Consider the following 2,500-nt stretch of genomic DNA (forward strand, 5'->3'; position numbering starts at 1 on the left):
AAAAATGGTTGTGTAATTAATAATAGTGTGTACATTTGCACCCCGCAAACGAGGAAGATGATTTTGGAATCGGGAGTTGGAAATAGGTTCTTGGATATGTTGTTTTGTTCTGGCGAAAAAAAAAAGAAAATAATTTTTTTTCGATAAAAGTTGTCAGGTTAAAAAACAGTTGTATATTTGCAGCCGCTTAGGGAAACACCTAAGGGAAACGAAGTCGGAAAGTCATGGGATTTGAAGGCTGAGTGGATAGAAGTTCATTGAAATATTGTGGAGATAAGAATCGAGAATAGGTGAGGACCTGTTCGAGAGGAACAAGAATTAAGGAAACATGAAAATTCAGTATATGCCCAAGGGTATATATAAGGAATTGAATCGAGAGTCGGGGCCGGGATTGATTTGGACTTCGTTGGGACGAATATTTACAAAACAACGATGAAGAGTTTGATCCTGGCTCAGGATGAACGCTAGCGGCAGGCCTAACACATGCAAGTCGAGGGGTAACATTTGTGCTTGCACAAGATGACGACCGGCGCACGGGTGCGCACCGCGTATGGAACCTGCCTTGTACAGGGGAATAGCCCAGGGAAACTTGGATTAATGTCCCGTAGTACCGTGACCCGGCATCGGGATACGGTTAAAGCCTTCGGGCGGTATAAGATGGCCATGCGTCCCATTAGCTAGTTGGTAAGGTAACGGCTTACCAAGGCTACGATGGGTAGGGGCCCTGAGAGGGGGATCCCCCACACTGGTACTGAGACACGGACCAGACTCCTACGGGAGGCAGCAGTGAGGAATATTGGACAATGGAGGAGACTCTGATCCAGCCATGCCGCGTGCAGGAAGAATGCCCTATGGGTAGTAAACTGCTTTTATACGGGAAGAAAAAAGAGTACGTGTACTCTACTGACGGTACCGTAAGAATAAGGACCGGCTAACTCCGTGCCAGCAGCCGCGGTAATACGGAGGGTCCGAGCGTTATCCGGAATTATTGGGTTTAAAGGGTCCGTAGGCGGGCCGATAAGTCAGGGGTGAAAGTTTGCAGCTCAACTGTAAAATTGCCTTTGATACTGTTGGTCTTGAGTTATAGTGAAGTTGCCGGAATATGTAGTGTAGCGGTGAAATGCATAGATATTACATAGAACACCGATTGCGAAGGCAGGTGACTAACTATATACTGACGCTGATGGACGAAAGCGTGGGGAGCGAACAGGATTAGATACCCTGGTAGTCCACGCCGTAAACGATGGATACTAGCTGTTCGGGGCCTTGAGTCTTGGGCGGCCAAGCGAAAGTGATAAGTATCCCACCTGGGGAGTACGTTCGCAAGAATGAAACTCAAAGGAATTGACGGGGGCCCGCACAAGCGGTGGAGCATGTGGTTTAATTCGATGATACGCGAGGAACCTTACCAGGGCTTAAATGCATATTGACAGGTCTAGAGATAGATTTTCCTTCGGGCAATTTGCAAGGTGCTGCATGGTTGTCGTCAGCTCGTGCCGTGAGGTGTCAGGTTAAGTCCTATAACGAGCGCAACCCCTACCGTTAGTTGCCAGCATGTCATGATGGGGACTCTAACGGGACTGCCGGTGCAAACCGTGAGGAAGGTGGGGATGACGTCAAATCATCACGGCCCTTACGTCCTGGGCCACACACGTGCTACAATGGTAGGTACAGAGAGCAGCCACGTCGCAAGGCGGAGCGAATCTATAAAACCTATCACAGTTCGGATCGGGGTCTGCAACTCGACCCCGTGAAGCTGGAATCGCTAGTAATCGGATATCAGCCATGATCCGGTGAATACGTTCCCGGGCCTTGTACACACCGCCCGTCAAGCCATGGAAGCCGGGAGTGCCTGAAGTCCGTCACCGTAAGGAGCGGCCTAGGGCAAGATCGGTAACTAGGGCTAAGTCGTAACAAGGTAGCCGTACCGGAAGGTGCGGCTGGAACACCTCCTTTCTAGAGATTGTCCTTTAAGGACGGTCCCTGACGAAGTAAAGAATCGGAATAACGGTCCCGGTCTTTTGATTTAATAATGTTTTCGCTTTAAGAATTGTTCGAAAAAAATAATCTCCATAATTATGATATATAAGTAATTGCTTTTTCCAAAAAAGGTATTTATACTAAGAGGAAAGAGTAGGGACAGTCCCATAGCTCAGCTGGTTAGAGCGCTACACTGATAATGTAGAGGTCGGCAGTTCGAGTCTGCCTGGGACTACAAAAAAGGAATTCGTTTAGAGATAAGCGAAACGTTCATATATTGAAATATTGAAGGAAATTTTAGAAGTTGTGCTACCTGTCAACTGTAAACTGGCAACTGCCGACTTATAGAATGGGGGATTAGCTCAGCTGGCTAGAGCGCCTGCCTTGCACGCAGGAGGTCATCGGTTCGACTCCGATATTCTCCACATTACAATTGACAATGTTCAATTAACGATAAACAATTTTAGATTGTTCATTGTTGACTGGTAATTGTTAACTGTTCAACGTTCATTGACATATT

2 tRNA genes and 1 rRNA gene are annotated in these 2,500 nt (G+C 47.2%); all 3 read left to right on the forward strand.

Annotated elements, in window-relative coordinates:
* Positions 1-429 precede the first annotated feature (429 nt).
* The 3 genes from SJY30_RS00005 (at position 430) to SJY30_RS00015 (ending at position 2,405) form a co-directional block, all read left to right on the forward strand.
* Positions 430-1,956: ribosomal RNA gene (locus SJY30_RS00005) — 16S ribosomal RNA — on the forward strand.
* 185 nt (positions 1,957-2,141) lie between these two features.
* Positions 2,142-2,215: transfer RNA gene (locus SJY30_RS00010), tRNA-Ile, on the forward strand.
* A gap of 116 nt (positions 2,216-2,331) precedes the next feature.
* Positions 2,332-2,405 (forward strand) — tRNA-Ala (locus tag SJY30_RS00015).
* Positions 2,406-2,500 lie beyond the last annotated feature (95 nt).

The sequence above is a fragment of the Maribacter sp. R86514 genome, from assembly GCF_044597005.1.
Classification (GTDB): Bacteria; Bacteroidota; Bacteroidia; order Flavobacteriales; family Flavobacteriaceae; genus Maribacter.